General features: G+C 37.7%; 18 protein-coding genes and 1 pseudogene. 4 read left to right on the top strand and 15 right to left on the bottom strand.

The features are described from left to right. Window positions 1-23 precede the first annotated feature (23 nt). Genes MT391_RS10400 through MT391_RS10385 form a run of 4 tightly spaced genes read right to left on the bottom strand, consistent with a single transcriptional unit; the run spans window position 24 to window position 3,871 of the window. Window positions 24-470 carry a hypothetical protein gene (locus tag MT391_RS10400; protein WP_166369411.1) on the bottom strand — a complete coding sequence of 149 codons (447 nt, stop codon included), beginning with the start codon at window positions 468-470 and terminating at the stop codon, window positions 24-26. Continuing rightward, a complete protein-coding gene (locus MT391_RS10395; protein WP_205962952.1) occupies window positions 467-2,248 on the bottom strand; it encodes an OmpA family protein in 1,782 nt (593 codons plus the stop codon). The genes MT391_RS10400 and MT391_RS10395 overlap by 4 nt, the downstream gene beginning before the upstream one ends. 19 nt (window positions 2,249-2,267) lie before the next feature. Then, window positions 2,268-2,804, bottom strand: coding sequence for a hypothetical protein (locus tag MT391_RS10390; protein WP_166369409.1), 537 nt, complete (start codon window positions 2,802-2,804; stop codon window positions 2,268-2,270). Then, window positions 2,801-3,871 (bottom strand): hypothetical protein, encoded by a 1,071-nt coding sequence (locus MT391_RS10385; protein ID WP_499497893.1) that lies wholly within the window; start codon window positions 3,869-3,871, stop codon window positions 2,801-2,803. The genes MT391_RS10390 and MT391_RS10385 overlap by 4 nt, the downstream gene beginning before the upstream one ends. Before the next feature lie 482 nt (window positions 3,872-4,353). On the opposite strand from MT391_RS10385, the gene MT391_RS10380 reads away from it, so the two are divergent. Continuing rightward, window positions 4,354-4,824 carry a pyrimidine dimer DNA glycosylase/endonuclease V gene (locus tag MT391_RS10380; protein WP_499497891.1) on the top strand — a complete coding sequence of 157 codons (471 nt, stop codon included), beginning with the start codon at window positions 4,354-4,356 and terminating at the stop codon, window positions 4,822-4,824. 57 nt (window positions 4,825-4,881) lie between these two features. Here the strand turns inward: MT391_RS10380 and bioD are convergent, their stop codons facing one another. From bioD to bioB, 4 genes and pseudogenes are all read right to left on the bottom strand, one after another. Continuing rightward, window positions 4,882-5,625 (bottom strand): dethiobiotin synthase, encoded by a 744-nt coding sequence (bioD, locus tag MT391_RS10375; RefSeq protein ID WP_499497889.1) that lies wholly within the window; start codon window positions 5,623-5,625, stop codon window positions 4,882-4,884. Between the two features lie 62 nt (window positions 5,626-5,687). Further along, window positions 5,688-6,563 carry a malonyl-ACP O-methyltransferase BioC gene (bioC, locus tag MT391_RS10370; RefSeq protein WP_499497887.1) on the bottom strand — a complete coding sequence of 292 codons (876 nt, stop codon included), beginning with the start codon at window positions 6,561-6,563 and terminating at the stop codon, window positions 5,688-5,690. After that, window positions 6,544-7,719 carry an 8-amino-7-oxononanoate synthase gene (gene bioF, locus MT391_RS10365; RefSeq protein WP_499497885.1) on the bottom strand — a complete coding sequence of 392 codons (1,176 nt, stop codon included), beginning with the start codon at window positions 7,717-7,719 and terminating at the stop codon, window positions 6,544-6,546. Before bioF ends, bioC begins: the two co-directional genes overlap by 20 nt. 103 nt (window positions 7,720-7,822) lie before the next feature. After that, window positions 7,823-8,777: pseudogene (gene bioB / locus MT391_RS10360) on the bottom strand (biotin synthase BioB); the annotation flags it as partial. A 121-nt stretch (window positions 8,778-8,898) separates the two neighbouring features. On the opposite strand from bioB, the gene bioA reads away from it, so the two are divergent. Both bioA and asnS read left to right on the top strand, forming a co-directional pair. Beyond that, window positions 8,899-10,200: an adenosylmethionine--8-amino-7-oxononanoate transaminase gene (gene bioA, locus MT391_RS10355; protein WP_499497883.1), complete on the top strand. Its 1,302-nt coding sequence runs from the start codon at window positions 8,899-8,901 to the stop codon at window positions 10,198-10,200. Window positions 10,201-10,492: 292 nt separating this feature from the next. Beyond that, complete coding sequence (gene asnS, locus MT391_RS10350; protein WP_299663436.1) at window positions 10,493-11,893, top strand: asparagine--tRNA ligase; 1,401 nt, start codon at window positions 10,493-10,495, stop codon at window positions 11,891-11,893. A gap of 273 nt (window positions 11,894-12,166) precedes the next feature. Here asnS and purF read toward each other — a convergent pair whose 3' ends face one another. The 7 genes from purF to sohB form a co-directional block, all read right to left on the bottom strand. Beyond that, window positions 12,167-13,681: an amidophosphoribosyltransferase gene (gene purF / locus MT391_RS10345; RefSeq protein ID WP_166369395.1), complete on the bottom strand. Its 1,515-nt coding sequence runs from the start codon at window positions 13,679-13,681 to the stop codon at window positions 12,167-12,169. A gap of 88 nt (window positions 13,682-13,769) precedes the next feature. Further along, on the bottom strand, window positions 13,770-14,273 hold the full coding sequence (locus tag MT391_RS10340; protein ID WP_166369393.1) for a CvpA family protein: 504 nt from the start codon (window positions 14,271-14,273) through the stop codon (window positions 13,770-13,772). Window positions 14,274-14,344: 71 nt separating this feature from the next. Next, window positions 14,345-14,995: an SPOR domain-containing protein gene (locus MT391_RS10335; RefSeq protein ID WP_499497881.1), complete on the bottom strand. Its 651-nt coding sequence runs from the start codon at window positions 14,993-14,995 to the stop codon at window positions 14,345-14,347. A 3-nt stretch (window positions 14,996-14,998) separates the two neighbouring features. Then, complete coding sequence (folC, locus tag MT391_RS10330) at window positions 14,999-16,366, bottom strand: bifunctional tetrahydrofolate synthase/dihydrofolate synthase (RefSeq protein WP_499497880.1); 1,368 nt, start codon at window positions 16,364-16,366, stop codon at window positions 14,999-15,001. A 15-nt stretch (window positions 16,367-16,381) separates the two neighbouring features. After that, window positions 16,382-17,167, bottom strand: a complete 786-nt coding sequence (gene truA / locus MT391_RS10325; RefSeq protein WP_499497878.1) for a tRNA pseudouridine(38-40) synthase TruA — start codon at window positions 17,165-17,167, stop codon at window positions 16,382-16,384. A gap of 237 nt (window positions 17,168-17,404) precedes the next feature. Then, entirely contained in the window at window positions 17,405-20,065 is a 2,661-nt protein-coding gene (gene topA, locus MT391_RS10320; protein ID WP_299663426.1) for a type I DNA topoisomerase, read from the bottom strand. Between the two features lie 175 nt (window positions 20,066-20,240). Further along, window positions 20,241-21,290 (bottom strand): protease SohB, encoded by a 1,050-nt coding sequence (gene sohB / locus MT391_RS10315; RefSeq protein WP_499440301.1) that lies wholly within the window; start codon window positions 21,288-21,290, stop codon window positions 20,241-20,243. 126 nt (window positions 21,291-21,416) lie between these two features. On the opposite strand from sohB, the gene MT391_RS10310 reads away from it, so the two are divergent. Next, a complete protein-coding gene (locus tag MT391_RS10310) occupies window positions 21,417-22,151 on the top strand; it encodes a YciK family oxidoreductase (protein ID WP_499440300.1) in 735 nt (244 codons plus the stop codon). The last annotated feature ends 50 nt before the right edge of the window (window positions 22,152-22,201 follow it).

Here is a 22,201-nt window from a genome sequence, read left to right as displayed (position 1 = left end):
TCTCCCTTTACTCTTATTGTTGGTTAACGTTCAATCACTGCATTTAGTACTTTTAAAAATTTTTCAGGTGGTGGCAGCGCGACTAATCGTGCAGCAATTGATGATGAACCAGAGGCTTCTACACTGAACTTTCGTGCATAACTAGCAGACACTGTCGCAGCAACTACTGCGTAAGAAATGGTAAGCTCGCCTGAAATCTCTGTCTCAGTACTTTCATTGATTGTATAGCTCAACTTCGCTTCAACTGTTGCTTCTGTATAGGCGTAAAATGTAGGTAAAAAACCTAGCTCTAGAAGATTGTAATTCTTACCATCAATCTCTATTTCAGTGGTGGTTAAGGTTTTTGCGATTTCTGCAGAATTCAAATCAAGCGCGAATTGTCCCTGCGCAATCGCAAGTCCAAGACTACTTACAATGTCAGGAAGTGGTGCTGAGGACATTTCCCGAACAGTTGCGCCTGCGCTACTCATTCTCCTAACCCATTTTGATATTCTTTGATCACCTTAAGAAACTCAGGAGGCGCCGGTATTGAAACCAATCTTGCAGATATTTGTGAGTTACCAGTTACTTCCATTTCAAATTGTCGTGAATAACGCGCATCTACCGATACTCCAATAGCAACAGTAGAATTACTCTGAGAATTTTCTTCGCTGTTTGTGGTGGATGATGTAGAACTATTAAAATTCTTTGTAACTTGATATGTTTCGTTACTTGTTAATTCAGCACTTTGGTCAACTTTTGAAAATAACTTAACGCTATAGGTATCGGTCGCTTTCATAATTCGTACCGTCGCACCTGTTCTTGAGGCGGCATACCCTGGCAATGCATTTACTGCCAGCGTTAAATTTTCAGCATAGGCATTTGCATGTCCCGAAGCAATGGTATTAACTGACCCACCACTGTAAGGAATATTTGCAGCACCATTATCAATATTTAGTTCCTCTCCCGAAATACTTAATGCTTCCGTTGGTGCAAGATAAAACCATCCATTTTGCAGGTTAGTATCGGTGATGGCGTTAGGTGCAATCTCTGCACTATCAAGAATGGTATTTGTAGATTGCACTTTTAATACATAGGACTCAAGTGTCGGAATATAGACAGACGTTTTACGATAATTCGCATTTGCCGTACCGTTGTTATCACCAGCCTCAGCAGCAGCGGCTTCTCCTCGACTAGGCCGTATGATAATTGAGTTTGCATTCACACCATGTGCAATAAAAACATCCTTCATCCGGTTTGCACGACTTTTGCCAAGTTCCAAATTTTTAGCAGTACTTCCTACACGGTCAGTAAATCCTTCAATTTCTACGGGTAAATTTATATATTTAGCTAAATTTGCCAACAGCACTGCCTCCTCAAGTGCGTCGCCTTCTAACTCAGCAACACCTGTAGCATATGCAACAGAATTAAACTCATCCCCCTCTTGTGCCATTTGCGGGGTGAACATACTAACAAAGTCGTCCTGATGGGTGAACGCTACCCTAAAGCTTGCTAACACTGATGTCGCATACGTCCCTAGATCAGCGGCTGATACAGTGGGAATTGTTGTTGTATCGTTAATTATGTAATCAGTATCTTGGTTTGCTTTCATCCAAATAAAACCATAGGGTACCGTTGTTTTTAAAAATGTTACAAATGGTGATTGTATAAGTACTTTATCGTTTGTGGCTAGAGTACTTAATACAGGAGGAGTGGTAATGGGAGGCTCATATACTAAGCCTTCTATATTGGAGCTTGTGTTTCCTAATAATTGATCTCGAAGATTTTTAAGCCTTAAAGCAGGTGTCGCCCCAGTGGCAGTATAATTTGTACCGTTTAAAGACATAGTCCCAGTCTCAGTGACGTGGTATTTCATTTCGGCTGTGCGGTTAATACTTGTCGTACTTGATACAGACTCTTCACTATTTTGATTTAAACTTTCTTGCGAAGAAGCATTATTTCCATTGTTAAAGTCTAAACTTGCCTGACCACCTATTTCAAAACTTTTTCCGACCTCAAGTCTAATTTGCATAGAACAGGAAATATCAGCGTATTGATAGTGATAAAACGCTGGCATTAAACCAAGTTCAAGCAAAGATCTGTTCCCAAGCCCTTCGCGAGGCAATGAAAATTGCCCAAGTTGACTAATAGTATTTTCATCCAAAGCTTGTTGTGCGGCGGCAATACCCAACCCTAAGCTAGAAATAAATTCAGCAACACTTGCATCTGCTAGGATTTCTCCAGGTTTCATTCCATCATATTTGGCCATCTGCATTTACCCTTTTAAGTTAATGTTTTTGTCCTATTTCCGCTCGCTTTTTATCAACATTATCTTTGCGCACGGTGTAAAATTTATGGTGATTCAATATTTGATCTAACCACCTTTCGGGCATCGATTGACGTCGGACTAATGCTTGTTTCAATGCAAGATATAAGGAGCTATCTGCATACATTGTCGAATCCAGCTCTGAGACTAAAATCAAAGCCTCTTGGTGCTGTCCAAGCTGACATAAAACAATCAGCTTTCGAAATAGAAATGGTGCAATCACAACAGGACTTTCATTGCCTTTATTTGAAATTGCTTGGTCCAACAATTCAAGCGCAGCATCAAATCGTTTAGCATGCTGTAAACAATCTAAAATACAGTCTACATAGTGGCGGGCAAACACCTGGGGAGCATGTTGTGAAGCACACATAACCATGGCATTTCGATATTTTTCAAGTGCATCATCAAAGCGCCCTACAATATGCAATAGTTTACCTGACTCACAAATTCCTAAATGGAGATTATTTTGCGATTGTTGTTGATTGTTTGCGTCCGTCATTCAACCATCTCCTGTTCGAAACGATAGACCAACCCCATTGCATCAAATTGTGGCGTTAATATTTGACACTCAAGTTCAGAAAAACCGCTTTTGATTTTAGCGGGTAAACGGTTTGGCAAAGCAATATCATAAAACTCTTTTAACTCCGCAATGCTTGAGTGATGACGATATTGATCTACATAGAGAGAGTATTGTTGAAAATTATAGAGTCGATTAGTCAAGTTAAGGTTCGACTCCTTTGCGAGTTCACACATTAGAATAGATTGTTCATAATCGAGTGCTTCTGCCACAACAATTGGCGTATTTTGCATAATTCGCTGTACAATTTTTTCTGGCATATCAAGGATTTGAGCAAGAGCCCTAATTGCCTCAGGAGCATGGTTTTCACTTTCCAACACTAGGTCATAACTGAGTAATTTACGTTGGAATATCCTTGAACTATTACCTTTAGGTAATTTAACAAATAATTTCTTTGCATCCTCATAAGAAACATCTAGTGGTATATATCCTCGGCTTTTCCCATAAGTTTTTTCTAAACTAGTTTTTAGTTCATGTGGCAAATATTGTGTATCTTCGACAAAAATATCGTAGATATCTTCATGGGCCTTAGCAAATAATAACTTGGCATTTTCACCTAGTCGCTTTTGCAAAGCATCAATTAAACCGATCCCGACTGAGCCAATTATGATGCCAGGAGGTAATGACGACAACGACAGTATTTTTTGAGGTTCAAGTCCAATGACGTGAGAAATGATATCAAGCGTTTCTTTTAAGTGAGTAACTTCAAGGTAACGAATTGCGACATCATAAAGCTGGCAATTTTCGATTGAAATGTTGTCTTCATTATCTACGACAGTATTCAATCCAATAGACTTCAACAATTGGTTTATTTGTTCTGCGCTTTCTAAATCAATTTCAGAAATAAGCACAGAAGGTGCTTGGCAGACTTTTTTTGCAATTTGATTTGGTGGCGTCCCAAGGCCGGCTGAAATCTGAAGAATAGCCTGAATTCCAGCGGAGCCAATATCTTCAACCAAGATACAATAATTTCCAACCGTAGCTACCATATCGACTCCTTCAGCATACGAACAACATATGATTTACTGTTTGTTTTTTAAGCTACCATGCAGATATAAAAAAATATACATTAACAAACTCTAAAAGAGACTTTAAACAGCTTTTTAGTTTACATTTATTTGATCCAAAAATTAAATGGTTAAGAAATTGATAAATTAGAATGTTACATTTATTGGCTAAATCTAACCCAAGTAATAACTTAACTTTTTGTATTGGTGTGTTTATACCTAGAAATACTACTTGATCACTTTTACGAACTTATGATCTGAATCCAAGTTAGATAAAAAGACTCAATTTCCATAATTTGATAAAGTATTTTGCTGCTCATGAATAGGCCTTTAATGAGCAAAAGTAGTTATGCAAAAAAGGATTGCATCTAACGCACGAATTATTTGAATCTAAGTTTAAAAAACAGATCCTTATATTGGTTTAAGACGTATTGCAGCATAGATAAAAATTTCTAGAGGCTGCTATGAACATATTTATATTAGATAAAGACATAAAACAGTGCGCTCAATACCATTGCGATCAACACGTTGTAAAAATGATATTAGAAAGTGTGCAACTACTTTGTACGGCATTAAATAAAAAAGGATTCGTTACCCCATATAAATCGACACACATGAAGCATCCCAGTGTATTGTGGGTAGAAGAATCCTACGATAACTTCATTTGGTTACGCGATTTAACTGTGGCTTTAAATGATGAGTATAAGTACCGTTATAATAAACAAAACGACCATAAGTCGATGGCCGTTTTACCAAGTATTGAACAATATGCTTTTCCTGCTATCGGTTTAACCCCCTTCCCCCAAGCAATGCCTGACATTTATAAAGTCGATGGTGACGCTGTTGCTGCTTATCGAAAATTCTATCGAGGAGATAAAGCGAAGTTTGCAAAATGGACTAAACGTGCTGTGCCAAGTTGGTTTGAAAGCATCTAAATGTTAACTGTTTATAATTAACATTATGTAAAGTGATAGGTAGATGGACTAAATAAGCTAAATAAAGGTTACATTGATATATTGCGACAAATTCTGTTGTTCAATATTATCTAAATAAGGTATTTCAGCAAGTAATGGCGCATTAATGAAACTTGTTAAGGAGACAATATTTTGTTGCACATAGGGCATCTCCGCTTGAAGATGATTGGCAATCCAACCAGCGATATTTAGCCCACTCTGTTCAATACTCTGAGCGGTTAATAACGCATGGTTTAAACATCCTAGTTTTAAACCCACCACTAAAATAACTGGTATTTCATTTGCAACGACCCATTCTGAAAATAACTGATGCTTATTAATCGGCAAATGCCACCCTCCCGCACCTTCTACAAATAAGCATTGAGGCAACTGTTGTTGTAAGAATGTTAAACCTTGATCTACCGTAGCGAGACTAATAGGCTGATTAGTTTCATTGGCAGCAATATGTGGGGCAATAGGTTGCTGGTAAGCAATGGGATTGACCGCGGCATAGTCAACTTGCAAGCTACTATTTTGCTGTAAAATTAACGCATCATCATTGCGTAACCCTTGTTCAGTTTGACTACAACCTGCAGATATAGGTTTATAGGCCAAAGTGCTTTTCCCTTGCTCATTGGCTGCTTGTAATAATGCTTTGGTGCAAATAGTTTTACCGACGTCTGTATCAGTTCCAGTGATAAAATAGGTAGTAGAAGCAAGATTTGTGTTGATTCTAGTAAGCATACTGGGTTCAGTTATTGGGGCTAAAGTAGATTCTGACATTGATTGTTTACTCATTTTTTAAAAGGGTGTTAAAAAGCGATGCTAGCAATACAAGCATTAGCTTATTTTTGTGCAACAATATAACAAACTTGATAACTCAAATTATAGTAACCGTTTTGGTCTTTAAAAGTTTGATAACCAAGCTCTAATTGATTTAATAATTGCCTATTTGAAGTTTGCTTGTTGTCTCTATCATGCACATGATTAGCCCCAATTCCTTTTAAAGCCTTAAGCACGCTGATTACATCGGGGTATTTTTTTATACGTGTTTCAGTGAATATTTTAACCTGTTGATAACCTGCTAGTTTTACAGCAGTCAAAACTTGTTCTTTACTTAAAAAATGATTAACGTGTACCGCGCTATCAATGCTTTTCCAAGCTTGTTGAAGTTCAAATAGAGATCCATCGAGTAAGGTAGAAAAGCACAAGTTACCATCGTATTTAAGGGCATGATTAGTTTGTTGTAATGATAAACTGAGTTGCTCACTCCACTGTAAGACTAGATTTGAAAAAATCAGATCAAATTGCCCAGCAGTAAATGGCTGAGCATCAATATCACCTTCTACATATTGGCATGATGTCAATTTTCTTTGTGCAGTTTGCTGCAACATCTGTGGAGACAAATCGAAGCAGGCAAGTGAAGCTTTAATATTCATTTCACGTAACAAAGCAGAAAAATAACCGGTGCCACACCCTAAATCGAGTATAGAACTCGATTGCTTGACGTTAACAGGCATCAGGTCAAAAAGGTGGTGACCTATCTCTCTTTGTAAATCCGCGAATTGATCGTAATGACCAGCTGCTTTTGAAAAAGAGGCTTTGACCGCTTTTTTGTTAATGGTCTTTTTACTTGTATCAGTTGAAGCCACGTTTACCTGGTTAACAGAATTTTTTACAGACTGTTGCTTTAGGACTTTTTTATTGGAAGTTATTTGCATCAATAGCCTGTTTAATCTGTTTGACGAGTATTTCAATATCTTGTTTTTGATGCTGACTGGTAAGGGTTACTCTTAACCTAGCACTTCCCTTAGCGACTGTTGGTGGACGAATCGCCGTTGTCCAAAAGCCTTTATCTTTTAAGTGTTGACTAACCGCTAAGGCAGTATCACTCGCTCCAATTAATACCGGTTGAATAGCGGTGTTTGATGGCATTAAAGGAATTTCGTAGTGTGCTGATAAGTGTTTAAAGTAGTGAATTAATTCTCCTAACTGATCTCGACGCCATTGCTGCGTTTGTGCTAGATGAGCAGCCTGACCAATGCAATACACCATTGCCGGCGGTAGACCTGTGGTGTAAATATAAGGTTTTGAAAAGTTATTAATATAATCGATAAGTTGCGATGAACCCGAAACAAAAGCGCCGCCCACACCTAAGGCTTTACCGAAAGTGGCCATATAAATATTTACATCGCTATTATCAAGTTGCTGGTCAACAATCGTACCTTTACCCTCTTTGCCTAATACGCCTAAACCGTGTGCATCATCAATCATTAACCAAGCATTATGCGCGGTGCATTGTTGTTTAAGTGCGTTGATAGGTGCACTATCGCCATCCATGCTGAATACCCCTTCTGAAATAACCAGTTTGTTTTCAGCTCGTTGGTGGGTATTTAAAATGCTGTCAAGATGTTGCATATCATTATGCTTAAAACGGTGCATTTTAGCAGCACTAATGGAGCCGGCTTCCATCAAAGAGGCATGATTTATTTTGTCTTGTACTAATAAATCATTTTTTGAGAGTAGTAACTTTATAAGAGCTTGATTAGCTGAATAACCAGAGCTAAAAAGTGCAACGGCTTCTAACCCTAACCATTCTTGAAGTTGTTGGGTCACATCGTGATGCACTTTATTATACCCAGTCACCAAATAGGAGCCACCACTGCCAATACCAAATAAATCAGCACCTTTTTTCCAAGCATTAACTAATAACGGGTCTGAAGCTAAGCCCAAATAATCGTTGCTAGAAAAATTAAGGTATTGTTTTCCGTTAACTTCAATATAACGAGCTTGTTTACCCGTGATGGGGACAGAAGCACGGTGCAAGTGTTGCTGTTTACGCTGAGCAAGCTGCTCAGCAATAAAGGAAAAGGCCATGTTTATACTTTACTGGTTGCATCATAAAATAATTCATCTTTCTCACTATGACGAATAATAGCGGCATCTACTGTTTTTTCGGTTTCGTAAGGAGATAGGTTTATTTCCTCTTTATTGATACCTAACTTATTAAACAAACGCATATCCGAATTTTCATCGGGGTTTGCTGTGGTTAGTAACTTGCAACCGTAGAAAATAGAATTCGCCCCAGCCATAAAACATAATGCCTGTGTTTGTTCTGACATATCTTCACGGCCCGCTGATAAGCGCACATGCGATTTAGGCATCAAAATACGTGCGATAGCAATAGTTTTAATAAATTCAAAATCATCAAGATCTTCTACACTATCCAATGGTGTGCCTTTGACTTTCACTAGCTTATTAATCGGTACACTTTCAGGTTGTACGGGTAAATTAGCTAATTGCACTAATAACCCTGAACGATCTTTCCCTTCTTCACCTAAACCAACAATACCCCCGCTACATACTTTCATACCAGCTCTACGTACATTGTCCAAAGTATCTAACCTTTCTTGATAGCTACGCGTAGTAATAATTTCACCGTAATATTCAGGTGAAGTATCTAAGTTATGGTTGTAATAATCTAAACCAGCGTTGGAGAGTTGTTGTGCTTGGTTATCATCTAACATACCTAAGGTCATGCAAGACTCTAAGCCTAACGACTTAACTTCTTTAATCATTTCTACAAGATAAGGCATATCGCGTTGCTTTGGGTTTTTCCATGCTGCGCCCATACAAAAACGGGTAGAGCCCGTCGCTTTTGCATCTTTAGCAGCCTTAATTACTTTTTCGACTTCCATTAACGTTTCTTTTTCAAGACCCGTATCATAACGTGCACTTTGCGGACAGTACTTACAATCTTCTGGGCATGCACCGGTTTTGATAGACAATAAAGTACTAACTTGAACTTGGTTATTTGGAAAATGAGCTCGGTGTATTGTTTGTGCTTGAAACATTAAATCCATGAAAGGTAATGCATATAACGCATTCACTTCTGCAACAGACCAATCGTGACGAATTTGTGTTTTATTAACCATGTTATTTGAAATAGCATTGTGCATTGTTATAACCCTGAGCAGAAAAATATTTGGTTAGTTTAATGTTGAAAGTTACACTGTCAACTTTAAAGCTCACTTTTACTTTACATGTGGTCACAAAATGAACGATAAACAGATAAATAAGCAAAAAATCGACTTATCTTATGATAAACAGCATATTTGGCATCCTTATACTTCAATGACATCACCCATTCCTTGTTATCCCGTAGACAGTGCAAGCGGATGTACTATTTCACTAACTTCAGGTGAAGTATTAGTCGATGGCATGTCATCTTGGTGGGCTTGTTTGTTTGGTTATAATGTTAAAGAATTAAACGAAGCCGCTACTCAGCAGCTCGCAAAAATGTCACATGTGATGTTTGGCGGCTTAACTCATCAACCAGCTGTTGACCTTGCAAAAACATTAGTAGAAATAACACCAAAGGGTCTAGAAAAAGTATTCTTTAGCGATTCAGGTAGCGTTGCTGTGGAAGTCGCCATGAAAATGGCACTTCAGTATTGGCAGTCACTCGGGCAAAATAAAACAAAATTTATTGCGCTTAAAAAAGGCTATCACGGTGATACCTTTGCTGCCATGAGTGTGACGGATCCTGACGGTTCGATGCATGAACTATATCAAGATTTTGTTGCTAAGAATTACTTTACTGAGCAGCCTAGTATTAACTTTGACCAACCTTGGCAACAGAGTGCAATGGATGATCTTTCTACTCTTTTAGCAGAAAATCATCAACACATCGCAGCTTTAATTCTAGAGCCTATTGTCCAAGGTGCTGGTGGCATGCACTTTTATCATCCTAATTACCTCAAAGCAGCAAGGTCTTTATGTGACCAATACGGGGTGCTATTGATTGCCGATGAAATTGCCACGGGGTTTGGTCGAACCGGAAAACTATTTGCCTGTGAACACGCCGATATAAGCCCTGATATTTTATGTTTAGGTAAAGCTATCACAGGTGGATGCATGAGTTTTGCTGCAACGCTTGCTACAGAAAAAGTTGCCACAACAATTAGTGAGGGTAAAGCGGGTGTTTTTATGCACGGCCCTACTTTCATGGGGAATGCATTAGCTTGTTCGGTTGCAAACGCTAATCTTAAAAAGCTCTTAAACACAGATTGGCAAAATTTAGTGTTCTCTATTTCTTCGCAATTAAATACTCAGCTTTTATCCTGTGAGCAATTACCAAGTGTTAATAAGGTGCGCGTATTAGGTGCGATCGGTGTGGTTGAATTACACAAAGCGGTTGATATGGTTAACATTCAAAAACAGTTTGTAGATTTAGGGGTTTGGATCCGCCCATTTGGTAAGCTTATTTATGTCATGCCACCCTACGTAGCATCCAAGCACCAAATTAATAAACTATGCGATGCGATTTACCAAGTATGTAAAAAAATCGATGGATAAAAATCGAAAGTAATAATAAATGAGCTAAATAACATTAGCTAAATAACATTAGCTTCAACTCTTTACTTTACCTTTTATTTTAATCTTGTATTTATCAACTGAATTAAACCCCACTAACGGGATAAAACCCTGTGGTTAGCGATGATGGCTATTTAATCCGCTTTTATAGGGCAATAGTGGCATTAATATAGAATGAGAGACTTGTATCTAAAACTGGCCAAGGTAATATAAGCAGCTATCAATATTTTTAGTATAAAACAGTTAAGACTGTGATTATGGAGCACTATTTAAGATGTCAAAAACACCAATTGTTGATATTTTCAACAGCAAATTTGCATTAGGCAGCCAAGTAACAGTAAAAGGTTGGATCCGAACTCGTCGTGATTCAAAAGCAGGGATCTCTTTTCTAAATATTTATGACGGTTCATGCTTCGATCCAATTCAAGCTGTTGTACCTGCTGAATTAGAAAATTATACTGCCGATGTATTGAATTTATCAGCAGGTTGTAGTGTTGCAGTAACTGGTGAGTTAGTTGAAAGCCCAGGAAAAGGCCAGCAATTTGAGCTACAAGCAACATCTGTAGTAGTACATGGTTTTGTACAAGACCCAGACACTTACCCAATGTCAGCTAAACGCCATAGTATTGAATATATGCGTGAGCATGCACACCTTCGCCCACGTACTAATATGTTTGGTGCTGTTACCCGTGTACGTAACTGTTTATCTCATGCAATTCATAACTTCTTCTATGAGCGTGGATTTAATTGGATCAGCACGCCAATTATTACAGGTAGTGATGCTGAAGGTGCAGGTGAAATGTTCCGAGTTAGTACATTAGACTTAGAAAATTTACCTAAGAATGATGCAGGTAAAGTAGATTATAAAAATGATTTCTTTGGTAAAGAGACATTTTTGACTGTTTCTGGTCAATTAAATGCTGAAACTTATGCTTGTGCATTAAGTAATGTTTATACTTTTGGTCCAACTTTCCGTGCTGAAAATTCAAATACAACTCGCCACTTAGCTGAATTTTGGATGGTTGAGCCTGAAATCGCTTTTGCTGATTTAGCAGATGCAGCTCAATTAGCAGAAGACATGCTTAAATATGTATTTAACGCGGTATTAACAGAACGCGCTGATGATATGGCCTTCTTTGCAGATCGTGTTGATAAAGACGCTATCAAACGTTTAGAGAAAATGGTGAGCTCTGAATTTGTTCGCATGGACTACACTGACGCAATCGAGATTTTACAAAACTGCGGTAAGCAATTCGAATACCCTGTTGAATGGGGTGTGGATTTACAATCTGAGCATGAACGTTACCTTGCCGAAGAACACGTTGGTGCACCAATCATTCTTCAAAACTACCCTAAAGATATTAAAGCCTTCTACATGAAGTTAAATGCAGATGGTAAAACGGTTGCTGCAATGGATGTATTAGCACCGGGTATTGGTGAAATTATCGGTGGTAGTCAGCGTGAAGAAGATTTAGACGCGCTAGACAAACGTTTCGAAGAAATGGGGTTAGATAAAGAAGAATACAGCTGGTACCGTGATTTACGTAAATACGGAACTGTTCCTCACGCAGGTTTCGGACTTGGTTTTGAGCGTTTAGTTTCATACGTGACGGGGGTTCAAAATATCCGTGACGTTATCGCATTCCCACGTGCTCCAGGTAGCGCAGAATTCTAAACACGTCAGTAATTGGCACTAGTAATTATTCTAGTAAAAAATTTAAACCAGCTTAATCGCTGGTTTTTTTATAGCTAAAATAAATCTATTAACAATTTGCCAGTAATATTTACCTACAAATAAGCTATCAATAATCTAATTAAATGCATGTTCAAATATTACGTAGAGGATAGATAACATAATTTTTAAGATGGATTTTTCATTGAAGCAAATACTAAAAAGCACAGCCGAAGCTGTGCTTTTACATGACTCTAAAACAACTAATCAATAGGATTACGATTCGTTGTACATTTCTAAGTTAGCAATTTCTTCTTTTTGAGTTTGGATTTTCTTCGCATCTTCACTACGTAAACTTGCTAAATAATCAAAATATTCTTTATTGATACCCGCAGTCACGTACTTACCATCAAATACTGAACACTCAAACTCTTTAATCGATGGGTTTTGTTTACCAACCGCATCTTTTAAATCCTGTAGGTCTTGGAATATTAATTTATCAGTACCAATACAATCGCTGATTTGTTCAACATTACGACCATGTGCAATCAACTCTTCAGGTGTAGGCATATCAATACCATACACATTTGGAAAACGCACTTCCGGTGCAGCTGAAGCTAGGTATACTTTTTTAGCACCCGCTTCTCTTACCATTTCGATGATCTGCTCTGATGTTGTGCCACGTACAATTGAATCATCAACTAATAAAACATTTTTACCTTTAAATTCAGCGGTAATTGGATTTAACTTACGACGTACAGATTTACGACGTTGAGTTTGTCCCGGCATGATAAAGGTACGGCCAATGTAGCGATTTTTTACAAAACCTTGGCGATATGGTAACCCTAATTCAACAGAGATTTCTAATGCGATATCGTTTGAAGTTTCTGGAATAGGAATAACCGCATCAATTTCTAAATCTGACCACTCACGTTTTATTTTTGCACCTAATTTACGGCCCATTTCTAAACGTGCTTCATAAACAGAAACACCATTTAATGTTGAATCTGGGCGTGCAAAATATACATATTCAAAAATACATGGCGTTAACGATGTTTTCTCGGCACATTGCTGGGTGAATAACTTTCTGTTTTCAGTGATGTATACTGCTTCACCCGGTTCAACGTCACGTAAGAATCTAAAACCAATAGTATCAAGACCTACACTTTCAGAAGCAACAATGTACTCAATATCACCTTCATCTGTTTGACGAGATCCAAGTACTAAAGGACGGATACCATCTGGGTCACGAAAAGCAATTAAACCATGGTCAATGATCAATGCAGTCACTGCATAAGCACCACTGATTTGTTTATGTACTTCTGAAATTGCATTAAAGATATCGTCAGCGGATAAATGATCTGTTTTAGTTTTACCTAATTCAGCAGCCAGTGTATTTAACAACAACTCTGAATCAGAAGTGGTATTAATATGACGACGCGACTTGATTAATGCAGCACGTAATTGCTTGGCATTAGTTAAGTTACCGTTATGTGCTAGAGAAATTCCCCAAGGAGAATTAACGTAGAAAGGTTGTGCCTCAGCAGCGCTAGAGCTACCTGCAGTAGGGTAACGCACGTGACCAATGCCACTATTACCTTTTAGACGTTGCATATGTTTAGTTTCAAAAACATCTTTAACTAAACCGTTTGCTTTACGTTGTTTGAAGTTACCACCATATGTAGTAACAATCCCCGCTGCGTCTTGCCCGCGGTGTTGCAATACGGTCAATGCATCATAAATACTTTGATTGACAGGAGTTGAACCAACGATACCCACTATTCCACACATAAGTTAAAGCCTTTCTATTTTTGAGAGTGTTCACAAAAAAGTACAGATTAATGTACCTTAAAATTGAGTAACTAATTTAAATCAACCGCTAAATAGTGGTCGATTTAATGTTTTTTAGAAAACTTGACGATCCTTCCAAATGTTCAAAAAACCATTCGATTACAATCCCAAATTCAGGGATTAAAGTAGATTCTTTCCACCACGTGCTGTCATGGAATGAAGTAAAGGAATCAATAAAAAAGAGCACTGCACTGACAATTAAAATGCCACGTATTGCACCAAAAATCACACCTAACAAACGGTCTGTTCCTGATAACCCAGTGACAGCAACAAGGCGATTAATGATGTAATTAATTAAAGCGCCAATTAATAAAACCGCAATAAATAGAATGCCAATAGCAGCAATATTACGTAGTTTATCGTCATTGATTTGAGTTAAGTATTGTGTAACTTCAGGATAAAAATTGCTGGCAACAAAAAATGCAGCAAACCAAGTAACAAGTGAGATGGCTTCTTTGGTGAAACCGCGAACTAAACTGATTAATGAAGAAAAACCAATTACACCGAGAATAGCGATATCAAACCAATTCATAAGAACCCTAATTTGTAGTAAGTATTAAACGCGCGCATTCTAACAGAGATTTTTTTGAAAGGCTTCAAAAACTAAGGCTCAATCGGTGTAAACGGTACTAATTTTCCGTTTAAACTGGTCAAGTTTTTTAATCTAGGCAATTGACTTTCAAGCTTTTCTTTGGAAACATCTGGACCAACAAATACACGGGTTAATTGCCCGTCCATCACAACTTTTGGAATGGTATGTGCCCTAAATCCAGCTTTATTAAGCTTTTTCAATAAGGCATTAATATTGGCTTTATTTTCAAATGCACCGAGTTGAATAGTCCATGCAGGGTCAGTAAAGTTCACTTTTTCATAACTTGAAACAGCATTACTGTGTTTAGTAGGTGCCGCAGTCTGCTTAGTAGATGCTGTTTCTGTTTCTAAGACAGCAGCAATTTCTTCTACTTTCCATTCTGCATTGTTGGTTTTTTCTTTAACTGACGGAGAATTTTTTTGCTCAACAGTTTTAATAGATTGAGAGACTTTGATGGGTTCGACAACCAATTTAGGATCATTAATGCTCACAGGCTCAGCGAAAGTTTTAGTATGAGGTTGTAATTCTGGTTTGATAGGCGTTGCAACAAACTCTTGTTGGTATGATGTTTTTTTACCATCAATCAATGAAGGTAAAAAGATCACCACAAGGGCAACTAAGATGGTGACGCCTACTAAACGGTTTTTAAACTGAGTTGCCACGTTTTACCCTTGCCAATTAGTTAAAATATCAGAAACGGTATGAAAAGAACCGAATACAATAATTATATCAGAAGCTGCTGCACTTTTGACGACTTGATCGACAGCACTCTGTACATTTTTATAACAGGTCACATTATGCCTATTATTGATATTGCTAGTAGTGTCGTTATTAATGTTGCTAGTAATGTTGCTAACAATGTTGTTAGTAACATTATTATAATTTTGACTGTGTTGATAAGCTTCTAAAAGTAATGCTGAAGATGCGCCTCTGAAACAATTCAAATCAACAAAACTATAATCTGAAATAAATAAATTAGTTTCTGCTAGCGTAGCACTCATATCTTTATCAGATAACATGCCCACGACAGCATGTACTTTACAATCTTCGCCTTTGTCTGCTTTTAATCGTTGTAATTGTGTCGCTAGATATTGTGCAGATTGCGGGTTATGTGCCACATCAATATAGAAGTCACAAGGATAACCCGATAATGCTTGTAAACGCCCTGCTAACGATGCCGTTTCAACGGATTTAATAAGCTGTTGAGGAGCAATATCTATCGCTAACGCTTCTATCACTGCTATGGCAGTCGAGGCATTTTGCATTGGCATCAATGTTTGTTTAATGGGAGACAATTCTTTTTGCCCATGCCATGACCAATTTTTATCATCAATAACCGAAAAGTTAAAATCTTTACCGGCTAATTTAAGGTCAGCTGAAATGGAAGCCGCATGTTTTAAAATGGAGACTGGAGCATCTAACTCACCACAGATAGCAGGTTTGTGTGATCTAAATACTCCGGCTTTTTCAAAACCGATCACTTCTCTATCACTGCCAAGCCAATCAATATGATCGATACCGATGGTAGTGACTACACTCAAGTCAGATTCAACCATATTGGTGGCGTCTAGACGACCACCTAATCCTACTTCTAATAAAATATAGTCACAGTGCTGCTTTTGAAGTAAGTATAAACAGGCTAACGTAGCATACTCAAAGTAACTTAATGATATATCTAATCGAGCTTGTTCAATAATGGCAAAAGCTTCACAATGAGCTTTATCATCGAGTTCTTTTAGATTAATACGTAATCGTTCGTTGTAACGATGTATGTGTGGAGAACTATAAACGCCAACTTTAAACCCAGCATCAATTAATATTTTTTCTAAATAAGCACAGGTTGTACCTTTACCGTTGGTACCAGCAACCGTGATCACTTTAGCATCGAAATGAATTAAGTTAAGACGTTTACCCACTTCAGTAATACGTGTTAATCCTAATTCTATTGCATTTGGATGTAATTTTTCTAAGTGCGTTAACCATTCACTTAATGTCTCTGAACTGAAAACCGGTTGTATGGTGTTATTAGTCATAATAAATTTGCCACATTAAATATCTAGAAATAAAGGCCCACAAGCAGGTCTCGGTAATTCAAATCTTTCTGGGTAATCTACTTCTACAAGATACAAACCACCGGGCTTTGCTGTTGCAGCCGCTTTTGAACGATCTTTGTAATCGAGTAAAGTATTTAACCAATCAACGGGCTGCTTACCTTGGCCAATTTCAATTAAACTACCCGCAATATTACGCACCATGTGGTGCAGAAAAGCATTTGCTTTAATATCAATAACGATAAAGTTACTACGTCTTGTTACATTTAAATATTCAATGGTACGTACAGGGCTATTCGCTTGGCAATGTAACGCTCTGAACGATGTGAAATCTTGTTCGCCAACCAATTGTTGTCCGGCTAAATGCATTTTGTCAGCATCTAAATCACAGTGATAATGGCTTAAGCCTTTACTTAAAATACCAGGACGATAAACACCGTTATAAATAATATAGCGATAGCGTCTCGCCGTTGCGCTAAAGCGGGCATGGAAAGAGTCATCAACTTCTTTTACCCAACGTACTGCAATATCATCGGGCAATTTGGCATTAACACCTAAGGTCCATGCTCCGATCTGGCGGTCTGCATCGGTATCAAAATGCACGACTTGCCCTGTACCGTGAACACCGGCATCGGTTCGACCTGCACAATTGACACTAATCGGGTGATTGGCGATATTGGATAATGCTTTTTCAAGTTCTTCTTGTACAGAATTAACTTCTTTCTGTCTTTGCCAACCGTAATAGTTAGCACCATCATATTCAATACCTAAAGCAATGCGCATTTGAAACCACCCTTTTAAAAAACGCTAGTATATACAAATGTTTAAAAAATTAAACAAGCAAGCATACTGAAGCGAATAACATTCTTACTAGATGATGAAAAAACAAGCACTAAGCTAACGCTATATCTGGAAAAGCAATAATAGGCAGTAAATACTCAGTCACCATTTTAATTAGTTATAAAATTCATCAGATATAAAAATGGCAGCGAAAGCTGCCATTTTTAATTCAAAGAAAAGTTACTTTTTCGCTTTCGCTTTTTTAGCCACTTTCTTCTTAGGTATCTCTTCTACCCATTTATTATCGATATATTTTGCAGTCCAACCTGTTGCCTTTTTATCGATTTCGGTCATCACATATTGTTCTTTATTTTTTCTGCTATAACGAACAATTGCTAAATTTCCATCGGGATCTTGTTGTGGCGCATCAGCTAAATAGTAAAACTTTTCAGAAATTCTATCGCGGAATTTTGCTAATTCAACCACTTTAGGTGCACGTGTTTCTCGCGAACGAGGGAATGTACTCGCTGCTAAAAAGATACCTGCAGCGCCATCACGTAAAATAAAGTAAGCATCACTTTGTTCACATTCTAATTCAGGCAAATGAACCGCATCTTCTTTAGGAGGAGCAACTTCACCACTACGTAGAATTTTACGCGTGTTCTTACATTCCTCATTAGTACAGTCCATATATTTACCAAAACGACCATCTTTAAGCTGCATATCAGAACCACATTTGTCACACTCAACAACTGGGCCGTCATAACCTTTAATTTTGAACTCACCGACTTCAACCGTATGTCCATCACACAATGGATTATTACCACAAACATGCAATTTACGGGTTTCATCAATTAAGTAGCTATCCATCGCGGTATCACATTTAGGACAACGATGTTTTGCCATTAATGCAGCAGTTTCAAGATCTTCTGAACTTAAAATATCTTCAACTTCTTCACCATCAACTAAATTGATGGTTGTTTTACAGCGCTCTTTGGGTGGTAATGCATAACCTGAACATCCTAAAAACACACCGGTACTTGCAGTGCGGATACCCATAGGTCGCCCACAGGTTGGACATGAGACATCATCAATGATCACCGGATCATTAAGACGCATGCCACCTTCTTCTACGGGTAACTCGGCAGTATCAAGTTGAGTGGTTAAGTTTTTATAGAAACGGTCTAACTCTTTATGCCAATCAGCTTTGCCTTCGGCAATGGCATCCAGTTTTTCTTCCATTGCCGCAGTAAAGTCATAGCTCATTAAATCGGTGAAATTTTCTGTTAAGCGATCCGTTACAATTTCTCCCATTTTAACCGCAAAGAAACGGCGTTTATCGACTTTTACATAACCACGATCTTGGATAGTAGAAATAATGCTCGCATAAGTTGAAGGTCGACCAATACCTTGCTTTTCAAGCTCTTTTACTAATGCCGCTTCAGAAAAACGCGCTGGCGGTTTAGTAAAATGTTGTAAAGGCTCCAGCTCAACTAATGTTAATACTTCACCCACTTTTAAGTCTGGTAAATTAACTTCATCTGCTTTACTTTTTGTAACAGGTTGAGCTTTTGTCCAACCCGCAAAACGTAATGTACGGCCTTTTGCACGTAATTTATAATCACCTGCTTCAATAACCAAGGTAGAAGAGTCATAAAGTGCAGGTAACATTTGACATGCAAGGAACTGACGCCAAATTAATTCATATAAACGTTTTGCATCTTTATCGGTTACATCAATCAGCTCAGCACGTTGCAATACATCCGATGGACGAATAGCTTCATGGGCTTCTTGTGCTCCGGCTTTACTGCTGTAAGAAACAGCCGCTTCCGGTAAATAATTACTACCAAACTCTTTTTCTATAAAATCACGAGCAGAGGCAACCGCATCTTTACTCAAGTTTGTAGAGTCAGTACGCATATAGGTAATGTAACCCGCTTCATACAGACGTTGTGCTAACATCATGGTTTTTTTAACACCAAAACCTAAACGTGTACTCGCTGCTTGTTGCAGTGTAGAAGTAATAAAAGGTGCACTTGCTTTACTTTTAGTTGGTTTATCTTCACGTGCATGTAACGTGAAGGTTGCCTCTTTTAAGGCATCCACTGCAACTGCAGTTTCTTGTTCTGTCACTGGGGCAAATGTTTTATCGTTATGTTTATAAACTTCTAAGCGAAGTTGTGTTTTATCTTGCGCAACTGTTTGTGCATGTAGATCCCAAAATTCAACGGGATTAAACGCCTTAATTAAACGTTCACGTTCAACTAATAGTTTTACTGCAACAGACTGAACGCGTCCGGCAGACAAACCACGTGCTACTTTTTTCCAAAGTAAAGGGGAAACCATAAAACCAACAAGTCGGTCTAAGAAGCGACGTGTTTGTTGTGCATTAACGCCATCAATATTTAGTTCAGTTGGATGCTTAAAAGCTTCTTGAATCGCAGATTCGGTTATTTCATTAAAAACAACACGTTGATATTTACTGTCATCGCCACCTAATATTTCTCTTAAGTGCCATGCAATTGCTTCACCCTCTCTATCCAAATCGGTTGCGAGATAGATAGTAGGAGCGTCAGCAGCTAATTTGAGTAACTCATCGACAACTTTTTCTTTACCAGGCAAAATCTCATAATTTGCTTCCCAGTTTTTATTTGGGTTAATGCCCATACGCGTAACGAGTGCAGCTTGCGTTCTTTTCGCTGTTTCTTTTGCTTTTTGCGCGGGTGTTAGGCCAGCTAAAGATTTTTTCTTTTTAGCATCGATTGATTTTTTGGCACTGCCACTTGTTGGTAAATCACGTACGTGACCAACACTTGATTTAACAATAAAATCTTTACCAAGATATTTATTGATTGTTTTTGCTTTGGCAGGTGATTCTACGATAACTAGAGATTTGCTCATATTGCTTTGATACCTAAATAGTCTTGTCTTAGACGGAATGTAAACATGTCCACTGAATTTCTCTTTTTATATAATCCAAACTTTTAACGAATAGCAACCTATTTCTTTCATTTTGTACAATAAAAATAAAAGCCGACTGGTTCATAGTCGGCTTTTGCAATTATTTCAAGGTGAGCTATTTAAACAATCTAGAAATATTAGTATGCATAATTTGTAATAAGCTGGATTCTACAGAGGTTGCGACACTCTTACCTATCTTTTCAGCTAATTTTTTACTTTTTTTGTATTGTACTTGCACAATATGTTTAGATTCGAGCTGTTCGAGTAAATAATCATCACTGGTTTGAATCTTATCGACTAACTCTAAATCCAATGCCTGAGTGCCATACCAATGTTCACCCGTTGCAATTTTATCAATGTTTAATTGCGGGCGATGCTCACTTACAAAGAGTTTAAATAATTGGTGTGTTTCTTCAAGCTCTTGTTTAAATTTTTCACGACCAAGATCATCGTTCTCACCAAACATAGTTAACGTACGTTTGTATTGTCCTGCCGTTAATTGTTCAAATTCAACATCATGTTTTTTAAGTAACTTATTAAAATTTGGAATTTGTGCAATCACTCCAATTGAACCGATGATAGAAAAAGGCGCCGCAATCACTTTATCTGCTACACATGCCATCATATATCCACCACTTGCTGCGACTTTATCTACAGCAATGGTTAATGGAATATTTTTGTCTTTTAAACGTTGTAATTGTGAAGCAGCTAGTCCATAACCATGAACCATACCACCACCACTTTCAAGTCGTACAAAGACTTCATCTTGTTCTGAGGCAACACTCACAATAGCGGTGATTTCCTCTCGCAATGACGCCACTTCTTTTGCATCGATACTACCTTTAAAATCAAGTACATAAAGTTGAGGTTTAATGGTTATTTTGGTCTCTGATTTTGCTAATGCCTTTTGTTCTTTTTGCTCAGCTTTATGCGTTTTTTTGTCTTCTTTATGTTTTGCTTTTAATTGAGCGGGTGTTAATAATTGCTCGCTGATTGATGTTTTAGTGTCATTAATTTGCTCTGATAAATCGGTAATTTCCAACTCACCTTTCTTTGCTTTTTGCTTGCTGGTTAAAGCAATAATAGCAATCAAAACAGCCACTATTGTGATCACAAAGGTCACGGCTTTGGCTAAAAATAGCCCATACTGCATTAAATAATCCAAAATAAATCCTCTTTATAAATTAATTGTGCTCATAATGACAAAAAATGTCTCAACCTACAAAAGAGATTGTGAGTTTTTTTTAAAAAAAGCTATCATATTGTTTTTTTTACAACAAGAGAACAATAAATGGACTATATAGCGCCTGATAATTTATTAGAAAATAAAACTATCCTGATCACCGGTGCAGGTGCAGGTATAGGTAAAACCTTAGCCATCAAATGTGCAGAACTAGGTGCTAACGTTATCCTTTTAGGTAAAACAGTAAGTAAATTAGAAGCTGTTTATGACCAAATTGAAGCATTAAATAAACAATCGGCAGCTATTTTACCTGTGGATTTAAATGGAGCTTCAGAAGAACACTATCGAGATCTTGCCGATACGGTATTACGTGAATATGGAAAACTTGATGCACTTGTTCATAATGCCAGTCAACTAGGTGTATTAAGTCCATTTACGCAAGTTGAAAGTAAAATGTGGGATGAAGTAATGCAAACCAATGTTAATGCTGCATTCTTAATGACCAAGTATCTGATACCTGTATTGGCAAAAGCTCCACACGCGAGTACTATTTTTACGACATCAAGTGTTGGACTCAAAGGAAGAGCCTACTGGGGCCCTTATAGCGTGTCTAAATTCGCAACTGAAGGCATGATGCAAGTTATCGCTGATGAGTACGAGAATAGCACCTTACGCTTCAATGCGATTAATCCAGGTGCAACAAAAACCGCGATGCGAGCAAGTGCTTATCCCGCTGAAGATGTGAGTTTATTAAAAACACCAGAACAAATATTAGATGTTTATTTATATTTGTTAGGTGATGAAAGTATTGAAGTCACTGGACAACGCTTTAACGCCCAATAATATTGGTTTTATAGCGTTTTTGATTATCTTAGATAGGCTAACAATGAAAG

Source organism: Vibrio sp. 1-Bac 57, from assembly GCF_037546855.1.
Lineage (GTDB): Bacteria > Pseudomonadota > Gammaproteobacteria > Enterobacterales > Psychromonadaceae > Psychromonas.
This window is presented reverse-complemented; position numbering and strand designations above follow the sequence as displayed.